Source organism: Streptomyces sp. NBC_01431 (genome assembly GCF_036231355.1).
In the GTDB taxonomy this organism is placed as follows: Bacteria; Actinomycetota; Actinomycetes; order Streptomycetales; family Streptomycetaceae; genus Streptomyces.
Window position 1 is genome coordinate 7872896 of record NZ_CP109496.1, and the last position, 23651, is coordinate 7896546.

Annotated in this window: 16 protein-coding genes and 7 pseudogenes; 12 read left to right on the plus strand and 11 right to left on the minus strand. The window is 68.8% G+C overall.

The genetic code is table 11. The features are described 5' to 3' along the window. Positions 1-27: 27 nt before the first annotated feature. The 3 genes from OG522_RS35900 to OG522_RS35910 all read left to right on the plus strand — a co-directional run bounded on the left by OG522_RS35900 (position 28) and on the right by OG522_RS35910 (position 2689). Positions 28-450 (plus strand): VOC family protein, encoded by a 423-nt coding sequence (locus tag OG522_RS35900; protein WP_329467210.1) that lies wholly within the window; start codon positions 28-30, stop codon positions 448-450. 105 nt (positions 451-555) lie between these two features. After that, positions 556-1587 (plus strand): aldo/keto reductase, encoded by a 1032-nt coding sequence (locus tag OG522_RS35905; RefSeq protein ID WP_329467211.1) that lies wholly within the window; start codon positions 556-558, stop codon positions 1585-1587. Positions 1588-1594: 7 nt separating this feature from the next. Further along, the gene (locus OG522_RS35910; RefSeq protein ID WP_329467212.1) at positions 1595-2689 is read left to right on the plus strand and encodes a winged helix DNA-binding domain-containing protein; all 1095 of its coding nucleotides are present in this window, start codon (positions 1595-1597) and stop codon (positions 2687-2689) included. 844 nt (positions 2690-3533) lie between these two features. Here the strand turns inward: OG522_RS35910 and OG522_RS35915 are convergent. Together OG522_RS35915 and OG522_RS35920 are read right to left on the minus strand one after the other, a co-directional pair. Continuing rightward, positions 3534-4547 carry an RICIN domain-containing protein gene (locus OG522_RS35915; RefSeq protein ID WP_329467213.1) on the minus strand — a complete coding sequence of 338 codons (1014 nt, stop codon included), beginning with the start codon at positions 4545-4547 and terminating at the stop codon, positions 3534-3536. A gap of 208 nt (positions 4548-4755) precedes the next feature. Further along, on the minus strand, positions 4756-10215 hold the full coding sequence (locus OG522_RS35920; RefSeq protein ID WP_329467214.1) for a PA14 domain-containing protein: 5460 nt from the start codon (positions 10213-10215) through the stop codon (positions 4756-4758). Here OG522_RS35920 and OG522_RS35925 point away from each other — a divergent pair. Further along, on the plus strand, positions 10208-10639 hold the full coding sequence (locus tag OG522_RS35925; RefSeq protein WP_329467215.1) for a hypothetical protein: 432 nt from the start codon (positions 10208-10210) through the stop codon (positions 10637-10639). The two genes, OG522_RS35920 and OG522_RS35925, sit on opposite strands and share 8 nt — an antisense overlap. A gap of 407 nt (positions 10640-11046) precedes the next feature. Beyond that, positions 11047-11220: a hypothetical protein gene (locus tag OG522_RS35930; protein WP_329467216.1), complete on the plus strand. Its 174-nt coding sequence runs from the start codon at positions 11047-11049 to the stop codon at positions 11218-11220. A 78-nt stretch (positions 11221-11298) separates the two neighbouring features. Here the strand turns inward: OG522_RS35930 and OG522_RS35935 are convergent. The 4 genes and pseudogenes from OG522_RS35935 to OG522_RS35950 form a co-directional block, all read right to left on the minus strand. Continuing rightward, positions 11299-11521 (minus strand): annotated as a pseudogene (locus tag OG522_RS35935) (IS5/IS1182 family transposase); the annotation flags it as partial. A 92-nt stretch (positions 11522-11613) separates the two neighbouring features. Further along, positions 11614-12353: pseudogene (locus OG522_RS35940) on the minus strand (transposase family protein). A gap of 110 nt (positions 12354-12463) precedes the next feature. Then, positions 12464-12694: pseudogene (locus tag OG522_RS35945) on the minus strand (RHS repeat-associated core domain-containing protein); the annotation flags it as partial. An 18-nt stretch (positions 12695-12712) separates the two neighbouring features. Then, positions 12713-12961: a hypothetical protein gene (locus OG522_RS35950; protein WP_329467218.1), complete on the minus strand. Its 249-nt coding sequence runs from the start codon at positions 12959-12961 to the stop codon at positions 12713-12715. Between OG522_RS35950 and OG522_RS35955 the strand changes: the two are divergent. After that, positions 12933-13421 (plus strand): annotated as a pseudogene (locus OG522_RS35955) (ATP-binding cassette domain-containing protein); the annotation flags it as partial. The gene OG522_RS35950 and the pseudogene OG522_RS35955 overlap by 29 nt on opposite strands. Before the next feature lie 165 nt (positions 13422-13586). On the opposite strand, the pseudogene OG522_RS35960 reads toward OG522_RS35955, so the two are convergent. Beyond that, positions 13587-13980 (minus strand): annotated as a pseudogene (locus tag OG522_RS35960) (DUF418 domain-containing protein); the annotation flags it as partial. An 80-nt stretch (positions 13981-14060) separates the two neighbouring features. Continuing rightward, positions 14061-14630 (minus strand): annotated as a pseudogene (locus OG522_RS35965) (TerD family protein); the annotation flags it as partial. A 548-nt stretch (positions 14631-15178) separates the two neighbouring features. Here OG522_RS35965 and OG522_RS35970 point away from each other — a divergent pair. Together OG522_RS35970 and OG522_RS35975 are read left to right on the plus strand one after the other, a co-directional pair. Next, positions 15179-15921 (plus strand): annotated as a pseudogene (locus OG522_RS35970) (DUF4436 family protein). 312 nt (positions 15922-16233) lie between these two features. Then, positions 16234-16659: a ribonuclease domain-containing protein gene (locus OG522_RS35975; RefSeq protein WP_443074860.1), complete on the plus strand. Its 426-nt coding sequence runs from the start codon at positions 16234-16236 to the stop codon at positions 16657-16659. Positions 16660-16981: 322 nt separating this feature from the next. Here OG522_RS35975 and OG522_RS35980 read toward each other — a convergent pair whose 3' ends face one another. After that, the gene (locus OG522_RS35980) at positions 16982-17668 is read right to left on the minus strand and encodes a response regulator transcription factor (RefSeq protein ID WP_329467219.1); all 687 of its coding nucleotides are present in this window, start codon (positions 17666-17668) and stop codon (positions 16982-16984) included. Further along, a complete protein-coding gene (locus tag OG522_RS35985; protein WP_329467220.1) occupies positions 17665-18867 on the minus strand; it encodes a sensor histidine kinase in 1203 nt (400 codons plus the stop codon). Before OG522_RS35985 ends, OG522_RS35980 begins: the two co-directional genes overlap by 4 nt. Before the next feature lie 147 nt (positions 18868-19014). On the opposite strand from OG522_RS35985, the gene OG522_RS35990 reads away from it, so the two are divergent. The 4 genes from OG522_RS35990 to OG522_RS36005 all read left to right on the plus strand — a co-directional run bounded on the left by OG522_RS35990 (position 19015) and on the right by OG522_RS36005 (position 22717). Further along, a complete protein-coding gene (locus tag OG522_RS35990) occupies positions 19015-19758 on the plus strand; it encodes an ABC transporter ATP-binding protein (RefSeq protein ID WP_329467864.1) in 744 nt (247 codons plus the stop codon). A gap of 82 nt (positions 19759-19840) precedes the next feature. Continuing rightward, entirely contained in the window at positions 19841-20437 is a 597-nt protein-coding gene (locus OG522_RS35995) for a hypothetical protein (protein ID WP_329467221.1), read from the plus strand. Positions 20438-20650: 213 nt separating this feature from the next. After that, positions 20651-21262 carry a class I SAM-dependent methyltransferase gene (locus OG522_RS36000; protein WP_329467222.1) on the plus strand — a complete coding sequence of 204 codons (612 nt, stop codon included), beginning with the start codon at positions 20651-20653 and terminating at the stop codon, positions 21260-21262. A gap of 660 nt (positions 21263-21922) precedes the next feature. Continuing rightward, positions 21923-22717 carry a SpcZ gene (locus OG522_RS36005; RefSeq protein ID WP_329467223.1) on the plus strand — a complete coding sequence of 265 codons (795 nt, stop codon included), beginning with the start codon at positions 21923-21925 and terminating at the stop codon, positions 22715-22717. Positions 22718-22778: 61 nt separating this feature from the next. Here OG522_RS36005 and OG522_RS36010 read toward each other — a convergent pair whose 3' ends face one another. Then, positions 22779-23651, minus strand: coding sequence for a TauD/TfdA dioxygenase family protein (locus OG522_RS36010; protein WP_329467224.1), 873 nt, complete (start codon positions 23649-23651; stop codon positions 22779-22781).

Below are 23651 nucleotides of genomic sequence, written 5' to 3' on the forward strand. Positions count from 1 at the left end.
CTGTCACACCGAGGCAAGGAGCAGGTCATGTCCGTCACGACCACCACTCACCTGAACTTCCGGGGCACCGCACGTGAGGCGCTGGGCTTCTACCAGTCCGTCTTCGGCGGACGTACTGTCGCGGTCACCTACAAGGACGCGGGCGCCGTGCAGAACGAGAGCGAGGCGGACTGGGTGATGTGGGGCGAGGTGGCCGGCGACAACGGATTCCACGTCATGGCCTACGACGTGCCCTCGCAACTGCCCTGGAACCAGGGTGAGAACCCGTTCTTCGTCTCCGTACGCGGTGACGACGCCGAGGAGATCAGCGCCCTGTGGGGCAAGCTCGCCGAGGGCTCGACCATCGTGCGAACGCTGGAGCCCGCGCAGTGGGCGCCGCTGTACGGCATGCTCACCGACCGCTTCGGCATCACCTGGGTCCTGGACGTCACCGCCCCGTACAACGGCTGAACCCAACCGACCGACCTGACATGCCTGCGCCGTCCGGGCCGCCACAGCCACGGGCGGCCCGGACGGCGCGGGCCCCGAACAAGCAGCGGAAGGAAACGGGGCACCGTGAGGATACGGAAGCTGGGACGGACCGGCATCGAAGTCAGTGCCTACTGCCTGGGCACCATGGTGTTCGGCAAGATGGGCAATCCGGATCACGACGACTGCGCGCGCATGATCCACCGGGCGCTCGACGCGGGCATCAATTTCGTCGACACCGCCGACGTCTACGGCTACAGCGAGACCGAGGAGATCGTCGGCAAAGCCCTCGCAGGACGCCGCGACGAGGTCGTGCTGGCGACCAAGTTCAACGGACCGATGGGCGGGGGTCCCAACCACAGCGGCAGCTCCCGGCGCTGGATCATCCAGGCGGTCGAGGGCTCACTGAAGCGGCTGCAAACCGACTACATCGACCTCTACCAGATCCACCACCCCGACCCGCACACCGACATCGAGGAGACCCTCTCCGCGCTCACCGACCTCGTGCGTGCCGGGAAGGTCCGCGCGATCGGCTCCTCCAACCTGCCGGCCTCGGAAATCGTCGAAGCCCAGTGGGTGTCCCAGCAGCGCGGCTTGCACTGCCTGCGAACCGAGCAGCCCACCTACTCCATCCTCAACCGCGGCATCGAGCGGGAGGTTCTGCCCACCTGCCGCCGCTACGGCCTGGGCGTTCTGGTGTGGAGTCCGTTGGCCATGGGACTGCTCACCGGCCGCTACCGCAAGAACACCCCGCGGCCCGACAACGCCCGCATGCAGTGGGTCTCCCGGCACCTCACCGACGAACGCAAGCTTGACGCGGTGGAGCAGCTGCTCACCCTCGCCGAAGAAACCGGCCACTCCCTCACACACGTGGCCATGGCCTTCGCCACCAGCCACCCCGACGTCACTGCCGCCATCATCGGCCCGCGCACCATGGACCAGCTGGACGACCTGCTCGTCGGTGCCCCTCTCACCCTCGGCGACGACATCCTCGACAAGATCGACACAATCGTCCCGCCCGGCACCGACATCAGCCCTCTGGACGTCTCCTACATACCTCCCTCCCTCACCCAAACGGACCTGCGCCGACGCCCGTCCCACGAGCGAGCCGCCGCGTGAGAATGCCATGACTGTTCTTGACGCCCGTGCCCTCAATCGCGCCACCCTCGCCCGCCAGCACCTGCTCAAGCGCAGCGACACATCCGTGTCGGAGGCAGTGGCCCATCTGTGCGGCCTGCAGGCACAGGATCCTCAGGAACCCTTCACCGGGCTGTGGTCCCGCCTGTCCGGCTTCAAGCCCGAGCAACTCGACGATGCGCTGACCGGTCGCGTGGTGGTGCGCACTCACCTGATGCGGCGCACCGTCCACCTCGTCACCGCCGGCGACGCGCTCACCTGGCGAGCCCGCCACGACACAATGCTGCGCCAGCGAGTGCTGGGAACCTACCGGTGTGAACTGGCCGGCATCGACGTGGACGAGGTCGCCGCCGCCGGCCGCGCGGTCATGGCCGACCGGCAGCCCCGCACCATGACCGAGCTCGTACAAGCTCTCGAAGACCGCTGGCCCGGCCCACCACGCCGTGTCCTGGGCGAGCTGCTCGTCGCAGCCCTCATCCCCATGGCCCAACTCCCGCCCCGCGGCCTGTGGCACCAGACCGCCGGCGTACGCAACCTGCCGTTGGCCACCTGGCTGGAACGGGACATCGCCCCCCTGCCCGCCGGGGACGGCGATCCCGTCGGGCAGCAGCTGTTACGTCGCTACCTCGCCGCGTACGGGCCCGCCGCCAGCGCGGACCTGCGCGCCTGGTGCGGCCTCGCGGGCCTTCCTGCCGCCATCAAAGCCGCCCGAGAAGAACTCGTCGTCTTCCGCGACGAACGCGGCCGCGAACTGCTCGACCTGCCCGACGCACCCCGCCCCCACCCCGACACCCCCGCCCCTGTCCGGTTCCTCCCGGCCTTCGACAACGCCATCCTCGGCTTCCACGACCGCAGCCGCATCATCGACGCCCTCCACCTCGGTCTGTCCGTCGCAGGCCACCGCACCGTCCTTGTTGACGGACGCGTCACCGCCACCTGGGCCGTGCGCAACCACCAACTCCACATCAGCTCCCTGCGCCCCCTCACCGCCCTGGAACAGGAAGCCGTTTACGCCGAAGCCCAGGACCTCACCACCTTCCTGGACAACGACATCGAGCACATCCAACTCGACACCGAAAACTGACAATCACCCACTCCAGGTCCCGACGTGACGGGACCATTGGCACAATGTGCCAGCGCCGCCCGCGTGGACCGGGACGAGTACGTGGTGTGCGTGTTGGACCCTCACCTTCCGCGGAGAGTGCCTTCGATTGGACGGCCTGACCGTGTTGTACCGGGTGGTCGGCGCGTTGCGCATGGCGGTCTCGGCCATGTCCTCATCCTGCGGCACCACCGACACCACGGTGGCCGCCGCGCTCAGCGGCGAAATGGATCAGTGTGCTTTACCTGGGTTCCGGCCAAGCCCGGAGCCCAGGTGTCATGCCGGGGCTGCGGCTGCCTCCTCCTGTGGGGTACGCGGGCCGGGCACCGGCGCCCGGATGGAGAGGCCCAGATCCAGACGACTGTTCATGTCCAGCTCGAACCGGCCGTACGGATTCACATGGGTCCAGAACGGCGGTGACAGCGCCCGGCGGTCCGCGTCGGTGAGTTTGTCGGCCCACTTCGGATCGGCCAGTACCCGCCTCCCAGACGAGGCCGTTGTCGGTGCTGCGGGGCTGGCCGAGCGTCACGTCCTCGCGCACGCGCAGGGGCCATTGGGCGAAGTTCTGCGGGACGAGCCCGGCGAGTGTCCACTCAGCTGCGTGAAGGCACGTTCGCCGGGAGCTCGCGGCCGGGCGTGGTCGCGGCCTCGGCAGGTGATCTGAGCCGCGCGGTTCAGGTCAGCAAGGTTCTGCTTCGACTTGAGTGGAACGTGGTCCTCCGGGCGTCCCAGACACATCGAGGCCCGCGCGACAGGGGCCCGAGGTGCCTCGACTTGTCTGGGCGGGGACACGCGGCATCGGCTGTTGCCCGGCTGGGTGTTGTTGTCAGGTTCCGGCGCAGTTGGTGAACGTTGGCCGGGTGCGTGCGCTGTAGATGCTCGCGCCGCCGTTGGCGTCGTACTTGAGGGGCACGGTGACGGTGTCGTCGGCGGTCCACGGGAAGCCCTGGGTGTCGAAGGTCCAGGTTCCGGTGGCCTTGGTGGCCAGTTCGGACAGTGCGACCCACCCGTACTGGCGTGGGGGCACGCTCACGGTCAGCTTGTTGCCCATTTCCTGCTTGAGGTCCACGGTGGTTGCCCCGTTGACCTCGGCGGTGACATCGAGTTTGAGGCCGATGAGGTCGCTGCCGACGGTCAGGCTTCCGCCCAGTTTGAAGCCGATGGTGTTGGTCCACCCGGTGGAGGTGTTCAGCGAGAACTCCCACGGGATCGTGGTCGAGGTGTCGTTGAACCAGATCGGTGAGACACACGTCTCCGGCAGCGTGAACGGCGGTGTCTGGGTGGTCGTGGACCACGAGCAGGTCGAGGTGTCCTTGGCGCACCGGGCGGCCGCGTAGTCCACGGCGGTGTTCCACGCCGTCTGGTAGACCTCAGCGGGCAGCGTCCACTGCTGGTAGGGCGTGTTGTCGCAGCGGTAGGTGTACACGAAGTTGTCGGTGGCGGGAGGTATCTGGACGGTCAGGCAGGAGTTGTCGCCGACCTGGCGGATCCTGAACGCCTTCTGTGCCGAGCCGGAGATGGGCTGGAAGTACCACTGTTCGGTCGCGCGCCCATCACAGGGCTGTTGCCGAAGTTGGTAGTGGGCAGTGGTCAGGTCCATGCACTTGCCGGTGGTGGTGTTGACGATGGCGAACCCCGAGCCGAGGCTGGTGCCCGTGTTGATGCGCCACCCCGTGGCGGAGCCCGGCGCCGGGTTGACGGAGATGGCCGCGTTGTCGTCGTAGCTGCCGCCTTGGACGTCCAACAGCTTTCCGTTGCTGACGTTGGTGAACGTCAGCTGGATCAGCGCCGTGGCCGTCGACGTGCCGCCCTCCTCGTGCGCGGCAGCGGGGGACGTCATGATCCCCGCGGCTGCGCAGAACACCGCAGCGATGACGGTTGCCCTCCTCCAGAAGATCCGTCTGTGTCTCGATGGTTCGGTTGTCACCGGCATGGTCCTTTCGTAGTGCGCAGGTCGGGCGCGAGCCGCCCGACTCAAGTCCGCCCAGGGATCGCCTTTGCACGCTGCCTCGCGCGGATTGCACGGGTCCTGACGCAGGCCAGCCCTGTCACTTGTCCGACTTCCAGCGGTTGCACCAGCGACAGAGCAACTGGCCGTTGTCAGGGGTTCCGGAACCACCGTGGGCCTTGGGCTCCATGTGGTCGACATTCCACTCGTCTTGGGACGGCGTCACTCCGCGTTGCGACTTCTGCGGCTGGACGACTTCCCGGCCGCACCATTCGCAGAGGTTGTATCCGTTGTACTTGTCCGCGTTGAGCGCGACGACGTCCCTCTTTCCGGCCCGGGTGAAGTCCAACCCCGATCTGCACGCCGCGTTGTGTACCAGGAGGCGGTTCGGCCCGGCCTGGACGTAATAGGTGTGGATGCTGCTGACACTGAGGTTGTAGACCGTCGCGTCGGCGACGTCGCCGCGATCGTGGACAGAAGTGACCTTCAGCGCCGCGGAGCCGGGCACACCCCGGACGACGTCACCGGCCCGGACGTCCCCGGCATCGACCCAGCCACGGCCCTCAATCCAGATGGGGTGTCCGGCGGTGGCGGTGATTGTCGCTGCTCGCCGGCCCTCGAGACCGATGTCGATCAGATGCTTGGTGCCCTGGCCGGTGATGACGTACGTGACGGGTTCCGCCGTGGTCTTGCCGGTGGCGGGATCGGTGGCCTGGACCTGGTCGCCTTCGTGCACGCCACGGATCGGCTTGACGGTGCCGTCGGCCATCACCACCGGGGTGTCGGGAGTGAAGGAGTTGCACGACTTCTCGACCGCCTCGGCGGCCTTCCCGAGCGTCGAGGCTTCCTTGCCGGCGGACTTTGCGACGGTACTGGCGAGCTTGCCGCCGGGGATCATGCCCAGCGCGTCCATCGCCGCGGCCTTCTTGTTGCCCTGTGCGAGCTGCCCGGCCACGGCCACTCCGGAGGCTACCGTTCCCACTGGGCCCGGCACGAAAGCCACCACTTCGGCCGCGGTTGTTCCGACGCGGACCACGGACTTCCAGGAGAACGTCCCGGCCAGGTCCAGGCCGTTGACCGGGTCCGCATCGACGTAGTCGTAGTCGTTGGCCGATCCTCCCGGTACCGGGTCGATTTGAAGGAAGCGGCCGAGTACGGGCAGGTAGACGCGTGCGCCCATCTCGATCGCCTGCTGCCCGGCCAGGTGTTCCACCGGTCGCTCGTGCTGACCCAGCCATCCGAAGTCCATCCCGCCCGCGGCGGTCGCGGGGATCGGGATGTCGGTGAAGGCGCCGGTGGCCGGGTCGATGTTCTGCCCGAAGGGTTCGTAGAGGTGGAGAGCGCCGGTGCGGGTGGCGGCCCCGTCCGCGGTGAACAGCACGTCGCCGTGGATATTGGGGTAGGACCAGTTGGTGGTGGCGGCCTGGTCGTAGTTCTTGGTCAGCAGCACGCCGCCGGGCAGCGCCACGATCCGCTGCAGCAGGCTCCCGTCCTTGTCCAAGATGAGGTCCGCGTCGTCGTGCTTGGAACTGTACGAGTAGCGGGTGGTCCCGTTCTTCGACCCCTCGGCGGCACCGGTGACCGTGCGGGCGACGAGCCTGTCGGCCGGGTCGCGCGTGTAGGAGATCGTCTTCCCATCGGCGGTGGTGGTGGCGATGTGCCGCCGGGCGGCGTCGTACCCCAAGGTGTCGCCCCCAAGACCGACCGTGTCGCCGTGGGAGTCGTAGGTGGCGGCCAGCGCCAGGCCGCCGCTGGTCGAGGTCAGCCGGTCGGCGCCGTCGTAGCAGTAGCTGGTGATGACCGCCGCGGCGCCGTTGAGGCTGTCGGTGGATGCGGTGCGGTTGGTGTTCAACCCGGCTGCCTTCGCCGTCCCACAGCCGTCGGTCTGGTCAAACCGATAGGTGAGCTGGTGGTGCGGCACAGTCGCCGAGACCAGCCGACCCACCGTGTCGTAGGTGTAGGAGTAGTTCGCGACGGGTTTCCCGTCCGCGGTCACCACGTCGTCGGTGACACGGTTGTCCCGGGACCGGGTGACCGAGTCGACGACCGTGGACGCGGCAGTCTTCCATGTCAACGCCATTGGCTTACCGGAGCTGTTGCGTGCCAGCGAGTCCAGGCGGGAGCCGTTGCCGTAGGCGACACCGGCCAGCTCGGTGGCCCCGTCGTAGGAAGGGGTGGCGACGGTAGTCCCGTCCACCTTGACGTTGGTCAACTGGTTGGCGTCGTTCCAGGCGTAGGCCACCGTGCTGGACACGCCCTTGACCGTCGTCGTGTCCTGGATCAACCGCCCGACCTGGTCGTACGTGGCAGTCGAGGTAACGCCGTTGGCGTCGGTGTAGCGGACCTCCTGGCCCAGCAGATCAATCCCGGTGGTGATCGACCCGTTTTCGTCGGTCACCTTGGAGGTCAGTGGATCACCGCCGACGGCGTAGTCGGTGACGACGGTGCGCGCTGGCTTGGCCCCGTAGGCAGGGAAGCTCTTCTTGACCACTCGTCCGCGTGTGTCATATGTGGTGCAGGTCCAGGCTTCCTCGTTGCCGCGCTCGGCTACGACACGACCGGTCTCGTCGTACACGGTCTCGCCGGTGAGAGCCGGGCCGTTGGCTGGTTTGGCTTCGGTGGCGGTCTTGGCCATGCCGCCCTGGTTGGCGGCGGGAGCGTTCGGCTCACAAGGGTTTGTACGGGTCTCGGTGTCGCCGTAGTAGACCGTCGTGGCGTGCTTGTCAGGGTCGGCGAGGTCACCGTCGGCCTTCGCGGTGGCCAGCCTGCGCAGGTACTTTTCACCCGGCCGCTCATAGGCGGTACGCGCAGTCAGCCCCAGTCCTCCCGGGTCCGCCGTCGTGGCCACGGCGAGCCCGTACACCGGGTCGATGCCCGCCGCCGGGTCGGAGTAGCTGGTGGTGGTGTGCTTGGACGGGGCCCGTTCCTGGGTGCCGCCGGAGGTGTCCTCGGTGGTGGAGCTGGTCGCCGCCCCGTACCGGGGCGCGAGGTTCTTCCCGGGCACCGGCACCGGCACACCGGTGCCGGGCGGGGTCCAGGCGAAGGCGAGGGCGCCGGTCGTGCCGGAGTGGTTGTAGTAGTCGACGCGGACGCGGTGCCAGCTGCCGGCCGTGGTGTTGGTGTACTTGCCGGTTACCGTGGTGGAGGGTTTGTCGCTCCAGCTGTCGACGGTCAGCACGTCGTCAACCCACAGACGCGCGCCGTCGACCGCGGTGAAGGCGAGGCCGTAGTCCCCGGTGGCGGGGAACTCGATCTCGCCGGTGAACCGGCCCGACCAGCCACCAGTGTTCGCCACCGGCGGGCTCGCACCCCACGACCGTGACAGCGCCCCGTCCGTGGCACCGACCCCGGTGGCGAACGTCTGTGGCACTCCTGCCAGTTCCGGGTTGTCGTAGAAGGCGGCCGACAGCCCCACCAGACCCTCGTCGTAGCTGGTGTGGGTGTGCGGCATCTTCGCTGCGCACGCCGGCGTCGGAGTCTGTCCGGTGAAGCAGGCCGCAGGTGCCGGCCCGTACTTGTCGATGGGGCGGTCGGCGTGGTCGTAGACAGTGGTGGAACGCCGGCCGGCGCTGTCGACCGCCGCGGTGGCCTGATCCTTCGCGTTCCACTCCGCGGAGATGCTCGCCCCGGTGAAGTCGGTGGTGACCAGGGTGCGGCCGGCGTCGTCGTAGGTGACGGTGCGCGAGCGGGTGGCGTCGTACACCCCGGCCAGGGCCACGGTGGCCTGCTTGCGCTCCAGGTAGTACTGGTAGAAGTGCTCGGCGCGTTTGTCGCTGGAGCGGCCGTCCGGGGCCGGGGCCAGTACCTGGACCGTGCGCAGGGCCGGCGGCTCCTGGGGCTGTTCCGTCACGGAGTCGTAGCCGATCACCGTACAGGCGGCAGCGGTATCACCGGTGTTGGTGCAGCCGTTCTCCGCGGACGGGGCCTGCCGGGCCACCCAGTCGTAGGCCAGGCTGCCGCGCAGGGTGGCCAGCGGCCCGATGCTGTCCAGGGCCTTCTGCTTCTCCTCCTCGTTGTCGCCCGCCTGGTCGTAGCGATCCTTGGCCGAGGCCCGGCCGACGTAGTCGAAGTCCTGCATGGCCGCGCCGGGGTTCTCGATCCGGGCCAGGGTGCCCATCTGGTACCACAGCCGGGTCTCGGTGCCGTCCCAGTAGCGGATCCGGCACAGCATCTGCGCCGGGGCCGCATCTGCGCCCGGCGGGCGCGAGACTCCGCCGTAGCAGCTGTCGCTGCCATCGGTGTTGTAGAACAGTTGGTGCGAGCGGCCGGATACCGGGTCCTTGATCTGGGTCAGCCGCGGCGGCGTCCCGCTGTAGAGATATTGCAGAGCGGCGGGCTTCTTGCCGTCCAGGACCGATTCCACCGCGGCCAGCGTGCCGTCCGGGTTGAACACCGACACTGTCTCGCCCTCGGTGAGCGTGATCCGGCCCTTGTTGTCGAAGGCGAGCACCCCGTCCTCACCCACCGGCGGCGTGTAGCCCCCCGCGGACGCCTTGGCCCAGGTGTGCTTGCCACCGGCGGAATCGGTGAGCACCACCGAGCCGTCCAGCATCTCAGCGTGGCTGTAGCCGCTGGACTGCGCCGACAGCGTCCACCCGCCGGGCAGCGACTGGGTGTCTCCGGCCATCAGCCATTCCGTCGGCACGATCCGGGGATCGAGGTTGTGGCTGCGCTGGTCATCGCTACCGGTGCTGCTCTTGGCCCACAGCACCATGCGGGGGCGCTGGTCGGAGTGGTGATACAGCTCGACACGCAGCGGCACTAACTGACCCGCTTTCAAAGCCACTTCACTGCTCTGGTGAGGGCCGGGCAGCAGGAAGTCGTCCCCGGGATCAGCGGGGTTGGGGTTGTCGTAGACCAGCTTGTCGCCCACCCACACCCGCGCGCCGTCGGTGTGGCCGCCGGCGAACCGGAAGTCCCCGGTGACCGGGGCCTTGAACTGGCCCTCCCAGCGCACCACGAACCAGTTCTTGTCCAGCGCCGGCGGCATCGGGTTGTCCCGCCACGGCTGGTTGTCCGGGTTGCCGGTCCACGGGATGCCCCAGTCCAGGTTGACCTGCGACTCACCGCGCACCATCACCGGGAGCGCATCCGGGCTACCGGCGTGCCGCGAGTCGTTGAAGTACGAGGCGCGCACGCCGTGCGGCGCGCCCTCGCGGGAGTTGTAGGCCAGGCTCACCCCGGCCGACCCGCCCACCGTCTGGAACGCCGGCCCGGCGGCCTCGACGTGCGCGTTGCCGTTGAACAGGTTCACCGTCACCGGCCCCAGGTGGTCGGTGGGTGCCGGTCCCGGATCGCCCACCCGCTGGTTGACCGTGAAGTGCCCGACCCACTGCGGCGGCGTCGCCGTCGTCGCGCCCGACATCGCGGTGGCCGCGGTCCAGGTATAACGGCCCCCGTCGTGCAGCACATGCTTGGGCACCGTCCACTGCGGCTGGTCCAGGCACCCTGAGTCCACCACGCTGCCCGATCGGCCATCGAACCCGGTGGAAATCTTGAAGCAGTACAGGACACCGTCACCCACTGCGGCCACCTGCAACGCCGGTGTCTCCGTGCCCACCACCGCACCGTCGACCGGGCCGACCAGGCTGGTCTGCGGCGCTGCAGGATCCGCGGCGCGCACGGATCTGCGCGCGTCGAACCGAGTGTGCTCGCCAACAGCCAAGGGCGCGAAGTCAGCCTTCGGCTGCTTCGGTTCGGCCCGCGGCTTCTGCTTGGCCGCTGTCGGAACCGACAGGATCGGCAGGTTCCGCGGCACCTCCCTCGACTTCGCCGACGCCGTCGTCGACGGCAGGGCCGCCGCCTGCGCCAGTGACACCATCAACACCATTGCCAGCGCGGATACGATCATCCGCAACCAGGACCGCGCGAATAACCGCGCTCTGCCGCCACCCCCGGACAAGGGTCCTCCCGCGTTGTCGACGCCCGCCGGGACCGCGGCCTGGCAGGTCACGGTGCCGCCAGTTCCGTTCCCGGCCAATTGACCGCGGCAACGACTGAGATCTTGCGGGTCCGGCGGGCCGAGGGGAACAGATTCGGTACACCTTGGCTGGAATCACTGAACCGCCGGGCTTTTATGGAACACCCGCCCCAAGGGCCGGCCAGCACCGCCATGTCCATCTGTCAGGGACATGACCAATATCATGCCCCCCGGGTACCTCTAAGCGGAGGCGTAGAACTGCCCAGCACCCACACCTCACTTGGCCGGAACCGAACGGCCAGGGCTCTGACCCGACGAGGCGAGCCGACCCATGGAACCGGGGGCGGCAGGGGTTCGGGCCTCCGGTTGTGCGCTACTCGCACAGGCCGTCTCTGCTGGTGACCATGCCATAGGTGGAACCGTGGCGGTTCCGCCAGTCACGGACGCAACGGACTTGCTTTCGCTGACAGGTTGACCGTCGCACTCGCGGTGCGCGACCAGCTCATCGCCGAGACCGCGGCACACACCGGACCGATCCGGTGCGAGCCTGAACTGGCGCAGGAGTGCTGCGTGATCGCGAACTGCCTGGACGTGGGCGGTAGCGTGCACGGGCAGCAGCCGCCGCGGTACCCGAATGCGTTGTGAGGAGACCAATCATCAGCTGCTGCCGGGCTTCGATCTTGTTCAGGCGGTGCTTCACCGGCGCTCCTGCTCTGTGGGGGTGCCAGCTGCAAGCGCGGGCAGCGTCTCGTTCTTGCGCAGGTGCACCAGTGCCAGCAGGGCTTGCTGGAAGCAGCCCAACTTCCGCCACCGCGGGCGAAGTTCACGCCTTCGCGTGTGGATGAGCCTCAAGACGTGCTCCACCAGCTCATGCGGGACATCGACCATGGCACGATACGCAACAAACAGGGCCCCTCGTCGCTGGCGTGATGAGTGAGATCACCACGCCAGCGACGAGGGGCCTTGTCTCGTCACCGCCCCATCTGACTGCCCGTTTCACCCCTGTGAGCAGGATGAAAACGGCTCATTGAGCTCTTCTCATCCTGAGTGCCAGGCGATCTCGATGGTGTGAACGGCGGCGATGGTCCGGCTGGTTGGGACTGCATCGCGCCTTCCGGAAGATCCGCCACTGTTTCAGGCAGGCAAAGGCGCGTTCGCCGGGAGCTCGAAGACGGGCGTGATCGCGGTTGAACTGTGCGTATTGCTCCGGCAGGTCCCGGCCGTAGTAGGGGGGTGCGGACGGTGGCTCCGGCGCCGCGGTGGGCGCGGTCGGCAGGCACAAGGATCTGCCGGGAGAGGCAGGCTCGGACCAGGCCGAGCGCGCGGGCCGCGGTCAAGTCGTGAGTCCGCCCCGGCAGGGCTCGTGAATACCAGATCGGGCTGCCGTCCGGACGGGCCAGGACCTGAACGTTCATGCCGTGATGACGGTGCTTCATCGAGTAGTACGGCTCGTCGGCTGCCGCCCGGTCCGTCCTGACCAGGGTGCCATCCAGGATGAGGAACTCGTTCGGGTCGTGGCCGCTCGGCGCGTCGATCAGGCTCGGGGCGTGTTCGGCCAGGATGTCGACGGTCTCGCTCACGTACCGGCCGGCGGTCGCGGTGGACACCCCGAACCCGGCGCCGAGCTGGGCGAGCGTCTCGTTCTTACGTAAGTACACGAGCGTGAGCAGGGCCTGAGGGAAGCAGCCGAGCCTGCGCCAGCGGGAGGCCAGCTCACACCTTCGGGCGTAGATGAGCCGGGAGACGTGCTCGACAACCTCGTGAGGGACATCGTGCATGGCACGATACGGGACCAACAGGGCTCCTGAGTCCGGACGTTGGCGAGTGAGATCACCAACCGAACGACCAGGAGCCCTGCCACGTCACGAGCCCTCCCAAGCAGCTCTCATCACTCCTCAACCCGCGGATGAGAAGCGCTCACTGGGTTGTTTTCGGCATAGGCATAGCCGGTCAGGGACTGGGGTTTGTCGGGTTCGAGGAGGGGATCGATGGAGATGAATCGGCCGATGATGGGGTCGTATTCGCGGGCACCGAGGTGGGTGAGGCCGCTGTCGGTGTTCTTGGCGCCGCCGACGAATCCCTTGTCGCCGGTCAAGTTTGTGGGCTGGTCGCCTCGGGGTGCGCCGAATACGGTGGTTTAGCGGCGGGTGATGTTCTGAGCGGTGTCGGCGGAGATCTGAGTGTTGGCGGTGCCTTGGTGGTCGTCGAGCAGGTAGGTGAGTTTGCCGCCGGTGCGCATGGCGACGGTCTGTCCCGCGGCGCTGTAGTAGCGGGTGCCGGTGGCGCGGCCGCCCTGGTCGGCGTGGAGTTCGTTCCCGCCGGGGAGGTAGAGGGTGGTGCCGGTGGAGTCGCGTCGGAAACAGGAGACTCCGGTACTGGCCGGCACGCTCGGGGAGAACCTGGTCTTCGCGGCACCCGACGCGACGGACGACGACATCCGCGAGGTGTTCACCCGGGCCAAGCTGGACGTCCTCGTCGAGCGGCTGCCCGAGGGCCTGGAGACACTGGTCGGACACCGTGGGTCCAAGCTGTCGGGCGGTGAGCGGCAGCGCATCGCCATCGCCCGCGCGCTGCTGCGCAAGCCCTGACTGTTGTTCCTGGACGAGGCGACCTCGCAGCTCGACGCGGTCAACGAGCTGGAGCTGCGGGACGTCATCGCCGAGGTGGCACGCGAGACCATCGTGCTGGTGATCGCCCACCGGCTGTCGACCGTGATCAACGCCGACCGCATCATCGTGATGGAGACGGGAAGGGTACGGTCCGTGGGCACCCACGCCGATCTGGTGGACCGGGACCGGCTGTACGCACAGCTGGCGGCCACCCAGCTCCTCGCCCCCGCGAAGTGACCCCCACGGGGGCACCCGGCCACCTTCTCTCCCGCCGCGTGAGTGGTGTGTCGGTCCTGTTTCCGGTCCCCTCTGTCGGCAGTCGACAGAGGGGACCGGCAGGTCACCCGTGCCCGAGGAGTGGCCCGTACCGGCGGGACACGGACACGGGCAGCGGGGAACCGTTCAGCGGATGCGCCCGGCCAGACCGGACGCCTGGTGCATCGGCCACTCCAGCGGGCCGCGGCGGAAGAAGCGGGACCAGAGCGCGGCGAACACGATCGCCCCCAGCATGTACATGAGCACGGGCATCCAGGACTTCGTGGTGCCCGCGGCGGAAGCGGGCCCACGCGGACTGCGCGAGGAAGTGGCCGACGTAGGCCGTCAGGGACATGGTGCCCACGGCGATGACCGGTTTCGCCAGGCGGCGCAGGCGCGGCAGGCGGTCGATCAGCACCGTCGCGCCCACGATGACGAGGATCGCGACGCCCACGCTGCCGATGATGTCGAACGTGGTGCCGGTGTGCGGCCCGGCGCCCAGCAGGTCCGAGGCCGACGACACGAGCTGCTCGCCGGACCCCGCGGGGACACGGGCGCCGTGTTGGTGCCGGACGGCTCGGGGATGGGCGGGGTGGCGGCCGGGGCGGTGTTTCCGCGCAGGACGTCGACGCCGTAGTCGGTCGCGATGCCCGCGAGACCAGAGGCGTAGCCCTGGCCGATGGCGCGGAACTTCCATTCCGTACCGTGCCGGTACAACTCGCCGAAGACCATCGCGGTTTCGGCCGATGCCTCCGTCTTCAGGTCGTAGCGGGCCAGTTCACGGCTGCCGTCCTGATCGACGACACGGATGTACGCGCCCGTGACCTGGCCGAAGCTCTGGCCGTGCCGGTCGGCCTCGTACAGGGACACCGGGAAGACGATCTTCGCTACGTCGGCCGGTACGCGTACGAGGTCGACGTGGATCTGCTCGACGTCCCGTCCGCCGCCGACTCCCGCGTTCTCGACGAGGGTGACCGAACCCTCGGGGCTGCGCGGGTTGTTGAAGAAGACGAAGTGCTGGTCGGACAGGACCTTCCCGGCCCCGCCGCACATCAGCGCACTGGCATCCAGGTCGTAGCCACCACCGGCCAGGGCCGGTGTCTGCCATCCCAGTCCGACGGTCACCGCGGTCAGTCCCGGTGCCTGCTTGCTCAGCATCACGTTGCCGCCCTTGGTCAGGGCCGTTGTCATCGTGCTCCTCCATGCCTGTCCGTGCGCGGTCCTCGCACTGCCGCCTGCCGGCCGGCTCACGTTGCGGGCCGGACGCGACGGGCGCGTCCGGGCCCCGCTCTCCTTTCCCACCCCATCACTCGCCGCGGAACACTTCACTCCGCCGGTCGGCGGGATCACCCCCGCCGACCGGCGGCCACTCCCATCGCCAACCGCGCGCCGCGCGCCTTGTCGTTGGTGAGGGCCCGTCCAGGTGGGGGGCGGCCGATCCGTTGTCGTACGGCCCTGTCAAGGCCGCCGGTACGGGGTGCGCCGGTACGCGGGCGCTGTGATGGGAGCCGTCAACACCCCGCCTCCTTCCTGTGAGTCCGCCCTATGCGCCTTGTCCCGACCGACCCCCAACTGCGCCGCAGTGGCCTGGTCGCTGTGCTCACCTTCGACCTCGTGCTCGCCGTCTGCGCGGGTGGCTTCCTGCTCCATCTCAACGAACGCCATGCCCGAAGCCGCGACCTTCTGGTCGGTGACGCTGGGCCGCCAACCGCGTCGATATCCAGGTCATCGTCCAGAAGGTGGACGCCGCCGACCAGCGCGCCACCCTGCGCGTCGCCGTCACCCCCTTCGGTATCTACGGTGACCCGGCGACCGGAGTACCTGCCCGCGACCTGGAGCTGACGACGTCGGCGCTGGCCCGCGACCGTCTGAACTTCCCCGCCGAATGTCCCACCGCCGCACAGGAGATGTCCGTCGTCCTCTACAACGGGACGATCTCTGACTACCCATTCGACCGCTACTCCGCCGAGTCCTCTTCACCGCCGCCGTGGGCGGACGCGAGGTGCCCGTGACCCTGCCGATGGAGGGCGCCGACCCCTTCTTTCTCCTCCGCCCGTCAGGCTCCGAACAGCTCGGCGGCGGAGCCCAGACAGAGGTCCGGTTCGCGCGCTCCCGCGGGTCGTTCATCCTGGCGTGGTTCATGATGGCCGCGATGTGGCTGCTCGGCCCCGGAGCGGCCGCGGCGGCCTGGATCATCGCGAGCCGGCAGCGTGGCCTGGTGTGGCCCGCGCTGGGATGGGTGGCTGCCACCCTGTTCGCCCTGGTGGGCATGCGCAACGCGGCACCCGGCAACCCGCCGGCGGGTTCCCTGTTCGACTACGCCTCCTTCTTCTGGGCCGAACTGCTCATCGCGGCCGGCCGGTACGCCGTCGTGGTGCAGGGCCTGATCCTGGAGGTGCGCGAACGCCGCGCCGAACACCCGGACACCGATCCGGCCCCCGGCCCGGACAGCAGGCCGACGCAGCCTCCGGCTGGAACGTGAGCACCCGCGCCTCGTGACGCAACCAGCCCGCACGACACACCTTGGGCAGGCGGCGGAAGGCTGCTTCAACCATTACGTACGAGCAGAGTTCATGGAAGCGAGCCGTCAGCTTGGCGAGCCGCCTCCGGCCATGGATACCGAGCGAGTCGCAGACCGGCTCCATCAGGTTCGGCGAGGTCGGTGACCGTCCTCTGCGGGCGCGGCGGGCCGCTACCGAACTAAGCCCTGCCCAAAGCGGAGTTTCCGCGGCAGGCGCCAGCCTTTGAGGGCGGTCAAGCCCTGATCGGCGATGTGGTCTTGGCGCGGCTCGCCATCGCCCCCAACGCGGCGGCCGTCCCCGGCTCCCCGGGGCCGATCACCCTCGGCGGTGCAGCCGCCGTCGCCGCCACCCTCCTCGTCGGGCCCACCGCCACCGCGGCTCCCGCCTCGGCAACCTCCGTCTCCATCAAGGCCGTTGGCAGCATCTGCTCCTCCGCACTGCCCTCCCAGGCGCGCGACACCCTGAAGCTCATAGACGCGGGCGGCCCCTTCCCGTACCGGCAGGACGGTGTCGTCTTCCAGAACCGCGAACACGTGCTGCCCAGCCAGAGCAGGGGCTACTACCACGAGTACACGGTCATTACCCCGGGCTCCCCGACCCGCGGTGCCCGCCGCATCGTCACCGGCCGCCAGAGCCAGGAGGACTACTACACCGCCGACCACTACGCCACGTTCAAGCGGGTCAACTTCGGCTGCTGAGCCGGGCGTTAGTAGCTCGCCCCTGCGGCGCGGTGGTCTGCCTGCCCCTTGGAGCAGGCAGACCACCGCGCCGGTTTCTTGGAAACGTGCTGGTCGCAGGGGCTGGAGAGTTGCCGGCGACGGCTTCGGGGAGCGGTACGTCCCACCGAGGCCAGAGACGCGGCAGCCCTTCAGGCTCCCCTGGACGGTCCAGCTGATCCTGGAGTTCTGCACTCCGGCCATGCTCCGGAATACCGATCCGGTGGACTCCGGACCGGGAGCGAAGTGCCGCTACCCCACGGAAGCGAGGGCGTGGTCGCGATCGTTCTTCTGATCCTGCCCCCTACCGTCTACGCGGCACGAGCCCGGTGTCGAAGGCGATGATCGCCAGGTGGACGCGGTCTCGCGCCTCGAGCTTGGCGAACAGACGCGCGACGTGGGTCTTCGCGGTCGCCGCGCTGATCACCAGCCGCTCGGCTATCTCTGTGTTCGACAGTCCTTGTCCGACCAGTGCCAGCACCTCGCGCTCCCGGTGGGTGATCCCCGCGATGGGACTCGAGTCCGCGGCGGGCTCGGTGTCCGGTTCGGGGGCCGCGGGGGTGGCGGAGGTTTCGGCGAAGTCCGCGATCAGCCGTCGGGTGACGCTCGGCGCGATCAGCGCGTCGCCCGCGGCCACCACGCGGATCGCGTCCAGGATCGCGTCCAGGGCCATGCTCTTGAGCAGGAATCCGCTGGCGCCGGCGCGCAGGGCGCCGTAGACGTACTCGTCGTCGTCGAATGTCGTCAGCACCAGCACCTTGGGCGGGTCCGGCTCGGCGGTCGCCTGCCGGGTCGCCTCGATCCCGTCCATGCCCGGCATCCGGATGTCCATCACCACGACGTCCGGCCGCAGCTCACTTACCAGGCGTACCGCCTCGCGGCCGTCGCCGGCCTCGCCGACCACCTCCAGGTCGTCGGTGCTGCCGATCAGGATCCCGAGCCCGACCAGCATCAGCGGCTGGTCATCGACCAGCAGCACTCGCACGCTCATGCCGGGAGCCTCGCCGTCACCCGGAATCCGCCCTCCGGGCGCTGGCCGGCGCTGAACTGGCCGGACAGCAGCGACACCCGCTCGCGCATGCCGAGCAGGCCGAAGCCGCTCCCGCCGGCCGCCGCCGAGGGCCTCGGACGGCCGGGCCTGCCGGGACCGTCGTCCCCGTCGTCCACCACCTCGATCGTCACTCCCGTCGGCTCGTAACCCACCGCGACCCGGCACATCCGAGCACCGGAATGCCGCACCACGTTCGTCACCGACTCCTGGACGATCCGGAACGCCGACAGTTCGATCTCCGGCGGCAGCGGACGCCGCTCGCCCTGCCAGGTCACGTGGACCCGCACCCCGGCGTCGGCCGTGCGTTCGGCGAGTAGCGGGACGTCGGCCAGGCTGCCGGCCGGCGCCAGCGGAGCGGCCTGCGGCATGGCGTCGTCCGGCTCGGCGCGGCGGAGCGCCCCGAGCATGCGCTGCAGCTCGAGCAGCGTCTGGCGGCTGGTGGTCTCGATGCCGGTCAGCGCCTGCCGCGTCTGCTCGGGCTTGGTGTCCACGACCCGCGCCGCCGCTCCCGACAGCACCGTGATGATCCCGATGCTGTGCGCGACGCTGTCGTGCAGTTCGCGGGCGATCCGCAGCCGCTCGGTGACGACGGCGCGGGCCGCCCTCTGCTCGTGCAGGGCTCCGAGGTATTCACGGCGTTTGCGGTACACCCCCGCGAAGACCCACGCGACCGCGAACCAGAACGCGAGCCCCCCGGCCCACTGGGCCGCGTCACCGACGGACTGCCCGGGGGCGTGGCTGTCGTAGACGAACACGGCCGCGACGCCCGCGACGGAGCCGACGGCGACGGCAGCCTTCGGCCGCCGGACGGCGAGGTACCCACCCAAGGCGACGAGCAGGACGAACATGATGATGGGCCGCGCGCCGAAGGCGTCGCCGAGCACCGATTCGCCCAGGATCACCACGAAGACGGTCGCAGGCAGACGGCGCATCAGCACAACCGGAAGGGCGAGCACGACGTACAGACCCAGCATCTGGACGGGCTCGAGGTCGGGGAACCGGAGCCGGCCGTACTCAGGGGTCGGCATCGTCAAGGGGAGCATCAGCGCGTAGAAGCAGGTGGTGGCCAGCATCACGGCCTGTGCTGTCAGCCAGGTCATGCGCTTCGATGTCGAGTGACGCTGGAGAAGCTCTTCCATGTGGAGATCGTATTCAGTGGCGTCGGCTCTGCGCGTCGCCCCGGGGATGTACGCGGGGTACACCCTCGGGCCAACGGCCTGGGGGCAGAGGTGACTCCCGCCGGCCGACGCGATGGGTCATGGTCCGTTCGTAGGTTCGTGGCCATGATGAATGAGCCGATGATCGACGTCCGCGAGGCGACGAAGAAATACGATGACGGCCCGCCCGCGCTGGCCGGTGTGACCTTGTCCGTGGCGTCCGGTGATTGTGTGGCGATCCTCGGCCATTCCGGCAGTGGGAAGTCCACGCTGCTGAACTGGATCGCCGGTTTGGACAAGCCCTCCAGCGGCAGTGTCACCGTCGACGGCACGCGCGTCGATCAGCTTGGTGAGGCCGGATCGGCGAAGTACCGCTGGGCCTCGATCGGCATGATCTTCCAGTTCTTCAACCTGCTTGACGATCTGACCGTGTTGGACAACGTCATGGTTCCGGCACAGCTGGCTGGGATGGGCAAGGGCGAGGCGAAGCGCCGGGCCGTCGAGCTGCTCGGCTTGCTGGGCATCGAGCGGCATGTGAAGGCCTATCCGCAGCGGCTGTCCGGTGGTCAGTGGCAGCGGGTGGCAGTGGCCAGAGCCCTGATGAACAAGCCGGCGTTGCTGCTGGCTGACGAGCCCACCGGCGTGCTGGACTCGAACTCGGTCGAGGACGTGCGCCAGCTGCTGCTGGACCTCAATGCCGAGGGCCAGACCATCTTGCTGGTGACCCACGACCTGCAGCTGGCCACCACCACCGCGCACCGCACCATCGAGTTGGTGGACGGTGCGGTCGCGTGGGACGTCGTCAACAGAGGCAGCGGTGCCGGCCTGGCCGCCCACGCGCGGCTGACCCGTCCGGCGGGAGCGGTCGGATGACGCTGCGCAAGCCGCCGATGCCCCGGCGCCTCTTCGAGGCCGGATTCCACGCCATGGCCCGCATGCTGCCGGCGGTGAGCCGGTGAGCGCGCTCGGCAAGGTCGTACGCTCCGGCGTGGGCCGGCGTCGGGTCCAGTCCCTCGTCATGGCTTGGACGACGTTCACCGCGATGGTGTCATCAGTACTCTCTCTCGCCCTGCTGACCGGCGTTCATTCGCTCCGTCTGGTCCGCGTGGACGCCGGTTCGGGCTCCGGTGTTCCGCGGATCCTTCCGAAGGCCGCGGCCGCTTCGACGTTCCCCCTGCTGCTTCGCCGGGCGGCCACGGTCCTCACCGTGCTCGGGCTGGCGATGATTCCCTGGCTGGTCTTCCTGCACACCGGGCCGCCGGCCACCGCTCAAGCCTCGCACTGGGCCTGGACGTGGACGGGTCTGGACAGCTTTGAGGCGCTCGGCCTGCTCTCCACCGGACTGCTCCTCAGGCGCGGCGACTGCCGGGCCTGCCTGACCTCCGCCGCGACCTCGGCCGTGCTGCTGGTCGACGCCTGGTTCGACACCATGACGGCTGCCCCGGGTTCGGACTTCAAGCTGGCGGTGCTGATGGCGGTCTTCGCCGAGTTGCCGCTGGCGGTGGCCTGCGGGGTTCTCGCGATCAGGACCTTCCCTCGGCCGAGGCTCTGAGCGGAAGAGCTCGTGACGTGATCGGCGCTTGCGGTCCGGTCCGTTTCGGGAAGCCCCCAGCCTGCCGCAACGGCGGTTCACGGGCGGTTCGTTCCGCCCGCTCGGGTCGACTGCCGACAAAGTCGGCGCTGGCGCAAGCAGATTGCACACAAACACAACTGATTGACCATCAGGGATGCTTCGATGGCTCAATCGGACATTTGAGGAGGAATTATGAGGCATTCGCGGGCATTGATCGGCGCGGGCGCTGCCACCGCCGTCGCCGCCTGGTGGTTCACCGACTCCGCGCCGTACCCGTACTCTCAGCGCTGGCTGCTCGACCTGCCGCTGCCGTTCCTGACTCTGAAGCGTCTGGACCACGTCCTGCAGGCCCGGGAGGGCGAGAGGATCCTGGAGATAGGCCCCGGAACCGGCCTGCAGTCGCTGCACGTCGCACCGCAGCTGGGCCCGAACGGCCAGCTGGACATCGTGGACATCCAGCAGGAGATGCTCGACCACGTGGGCCGCCGGGCCAAGGAGCGGCGCGTCGACAACATCGTGCCGAACTGCGCCGACGCACATGAACTTCCTTTTGCGGATGACTCGTTCGATGCGGCTTACCTGGTGACGGCGCTGGGCGAGATCCCGGATCCGGCGCGTACGCTGGCCGAGCTGCGCCGGGCGCTGAAGCCGTTCGGGCGGCTGGTGGTCGGCGAGTTCTTCGACCGGCATCAGATCCGGCCGTCCTCGCTGATCAGCCTGGCGGAGGGAGCCGGGCTGCGGGTCGCCCGGCTGTACGGTCCGCCGTTCGCGTACTACGCGGTGCTGCGTCCGATCGACGTCTGACGCCGCTCGGGCGGTTCCCGCCCAGCCGAACCGTAGACTGGACGGCCGTAGCCGTAGCCGTAGGCAGTGTGGTCAAAGGGTCAGGCCCACATGAGGAGTGAGGCGAGGGTGGCTGCGGCTTGGTAGGAGACAGCGGTTTTGTCGCATCTGGTGGCGAGCCTCGCCGCTGCTTCAGGCGGTTGAAGCAGCGTTCAAGGAGCAAGCTGCAATGCACACATAGACGACTCTGGGACGGGGAATGTCCCGGTCGTAGGGGTGGGCGGGCTGCTCCAAGCCGTCGCTGTGGTACGGCAGTTGCGGATGCGCCAAGCCGATGAGGACGAGGGTGGTGAGTCGTTGTGTCGAACGACGTCGTCGCTGAACTCCCCAGATCCCGTGCTGGGGGAGACAGTTCCCGAACTGAGCCGGCGGATGGTGGTGGGACTGCTCGCCGAGCCGGCGACACGCATGGTGATCACGAGCGGAGCGGGCGGAGGTGATCCCCGTGACGGTGACGGCCCCCTGGGACCGGCTTGACGGCAAGACGGTGACGAGGCGGACCTTGGTGGTGCATCCGCCGCGGGAACGCCCCAGGTATTCGCCGATCTGTAGGTATGGACCTGTTGATCAATCGGCCGCAGACTGATCAGCGGGGACGGCATCCGGACAGGAGACAGGCGCATGACGCGAATACCCGCTGCCGCAGGGGCAGTTGAGGAGTTTGTTGCTCGGCTCGCGGAGGGCCCGTTCGGGTCGGTGGGCGGCAGCCCGGCGCTGGGGGTGGGGCCCCAACCGGCCGCGTGGCTCGTACAGATGGCGGCCTCGCTGTTCGGAGGTCAGGACTCCGGCCGAGCCGATGCGTGGGCGCGGCGGTTGCACGCCGGGATGGGCGGGCTAGGTGGACAGGTGCCGTTCCGGGTCGTGCACGACTGGCACGTGCGCACCGTCGCGCCCCTGCTGACGCAGGCGAGTGTGCGGTGCGGTGCCGATGGCGAGGACCAGGAAGGCGTACGGCGGCTGCACAGCAGGGCCCTGGCAGGGGAACGGGTCACGGAGACGGAGTGGGCCGAGGCCCTGGTGCCCGCGCTGACCGAGGTGTACCGCCGTGCCTATCCGTACGCCGACGCTCATGCCGCCGCCTCCGCCGGCGCGCACGCCTACGCCATGGACAACGACTACGGCGAGGAGAGGGCCGCCGAGTTCGCCTCGTTTTACGCGGAGCTCAACACCGATGCCAACGCCCGCTCCTTCGCCGACGCCAACGCCCTGGCGAACGCCCGGGCCCTGGCGGCCGCCTTCGCTGACGCCGATGAGCACGCCCTGGCCGATGCGTACCCGTTCGCATACGTGCATGCCTGCGCCCTCGCCGTCGCCCGTGCGGACGGCGCGGGGGAGGGGCGGCCGGGTCGCTACCGGGCGGCGTGCGAGCGGTTGGCCGACGGGCTCGCCGACAGTGTGGGCCGGGGCGCGAGCTGAGGACGAGGGCGGACCTGCGGCCGGAACAGAGCCCCGCCGCAGGTCCGACCGGTGCGGTGCGTCAGGCAGTGGGGCGGTGGCCCTGAATGGCGACGCGCCTGCCGTAACGGGTGTACGGGAAGTAGTCCCAGATCGCGTGGTGTTGCACGCAGCGGTTGTCCCAGAACACCAGCGTGCCCGGCGTCCAGCGGACGCGGCAGTGCAGGAGCGCGGTACTGGCGATGTGGTCGCACAGCATGTCGATGACCGATCTGCTCTCGCGGCGCGAGAGCTGCTCGATGTGTGAGACGTAGACGTTGTTGACGAACAGCAGTCTCCGGCCGGTTTCGGGGTGCCGCGCCACCACCGGGTGCACGTTCTTGGGTACGTCGTACTCGGGCGGCGGGGTCTGTCCCTGCCACGCGAGCAGCCCGTCGTGGACCGCGGTCATTCCGTCGAGCAGCCCCTTCATGGCGGGCGACAGCATCTCGTAAGCGAGATGCATGTCGGCGAACATGGTGTCGCCGCCGCTGCCGACCTCGGGGGTGCGGGTGATGTACAGCATCGAACCGAGCGACGGCCTGAGGTCGGCCGTGCCGTCGGCGTGCCAGCCGTGACCCGCCACGGCGCGCGACTCCTTGTCGGCGCTGATCTCCAGGACGTGCGGATCGGAGCCCTCGACGGGCAGCGTCACGGGATGCAGTTCGCCGAAGCGCCCGGCGAAGCGTTTGTGGTCCTCGTCCGTCAGCTCCTGGCCCCGGAACACCAGGACATGGTGGCGCAGGAAAGCGTGCTTGACCTCGGCCCACTGGTCGTCGGTGAGGTCCTTGGACAGATCGAGGCCGGACACCTCGGCACCTATGACGGGTGTCAGCGGTTCGACAGTGATGGTGGCGTAGGACTTCGGTGGCTCGGTGGTGATGCGTGCGATGGCATCCAGCGCGAACTGTTCCAT

What these genes read in the sequence shown, in the direction of transcription:
- OG522_RS35990 (WP_329467864.1), top strand. Translation starts at nt 19,015, where the DNA reads ATGAATGAGCCGATGATCGACGTCCGCGAGGCGACGAAGAAATACGAT.
- OG522_RS35915 (WP_329467213.1), bottom strand. Translation starts at nt 4,547, where the DNA reads ATGACGTCCCCCGCTGCCGCGCACGAGGAGGGCGGCACGTCGACGGCC.
- OG522_RS35910 (WP_329467212.1), top strand. Translation starts at nt 1,595, where the DNA reads ATGACTGTTCTTGACGCCCGTGCCCTCAATCGCGCCACCCTCGCCCGC.
- OG522_RS36010 (WP_329467224.1), bottom strand. Translation starts at nt 23,651, where the DNA reads ATGGAACAGTTCGCGCTGGATGCCATCGCACGCATCACCACCGAGCCA.
- OG522_RS35980 (WP_329467219.1), bottom strand. Translation starts at nt 17,668, where the DNA reads ATGAGCGTGCGAGTGCTGCTGGTCGATGACCAGCCGCTGATGCTGGTC.
- OG522_RS35900 (WP_329467210.1), top strand. Translation starts at nt 28, where the DNA reads ATGTCCGTCACGACCACCACTCACCTGAACTTCCGGGGCACCGCACGT.
- OG522_RS36000 (WP_329467222.1), top strand. Translation starts at nt 20,651, where the DNA reads ATGAGGCATTCGCGGGCATTGATCGGCGCGGGCGCTGCCACCGCCGTC.
- OG522_RS36005 (WP_329467223.1), top strand. Translation starts at nt 21,923, where the DNA reads ATGACGCGAATACCCGCTGCCGCAGGGGCAGTTGAGGAGTTTGTTGCT.
- OG522_RS35985 (WP_329467220.1), bottom strand. Translation starts at nt 18,867, where the DNA reads ATGGAAGAGCTTCTCCAGCGTCACTCGACATCGAAGCGCATGACCTGG.